1 pseudogene is annotated in these 584 nt (G+C 62.0%); it reads left to right on the forward strand.

The features are described 5' to 3' along the window. Window positions 1-584 (forward strand): annotated as a pseudogene (locus tag Q0835_RS30065) (transposase); the annotation flags it as partial.

Genomic DNA, 584 nt, shown 5'->3' on the forward strand with positions numbered 1-584 from the left:
CCGCCACTGAGCGGTTTGTCATCTGTTGGCGGCAAGTCGGTCGTCGCTCGTTTTGACGGCGGGATGTTGTCTTCTAACAGTGGGGTTCTTGCTCTGGGTGAGGTGGAAAAGCGGCTGCGTGTCGCCGAGCGTCTGGCGCGGTGCATTGATGATCCGCGCTGCCCGGACCAGGACATCCATAGCTTGTCCGATATGATCGGCTTCCGTATGCAGATGATTGCCGCCGGGTACGAGGATGGCAACGACGCCAGTCGACGATGTGCCGGCTGGAAAATCTGCCTGGCGTTCGGGAACTGGTCGCCATGGGCCGTGTGATGGTCTACCTTTATTGCTCTTCCTTCCGCTAGGTTCCGAAGCGGATCGTGCTCGACATCGACGACACCTTTGACGCCGTGCATGGCGGCCAGCAGCTTCGCCTGTTCAATGCCCACTACGACGAATACGGCTTCCAGCCGATTGTTGTGTTCGATGGCGACGGCCGGTTCGTCGGTGCGGTCCTGCGACCGGCCAAGCGGCCGAGTGGGGCAGAAATCCGCCCCCACCTGCGCCGCCTGGTGCGGGCGATCCGGAGCAACTGGCCGAAC

The organism is uncultured Roseibium sp. (genome assembly GCF_947499295.1).
GTDB lineage: Bacteria > Pseudomonadota > Alphaproteobacteria > Rhizobiales > Stappiaceae > Roseibium.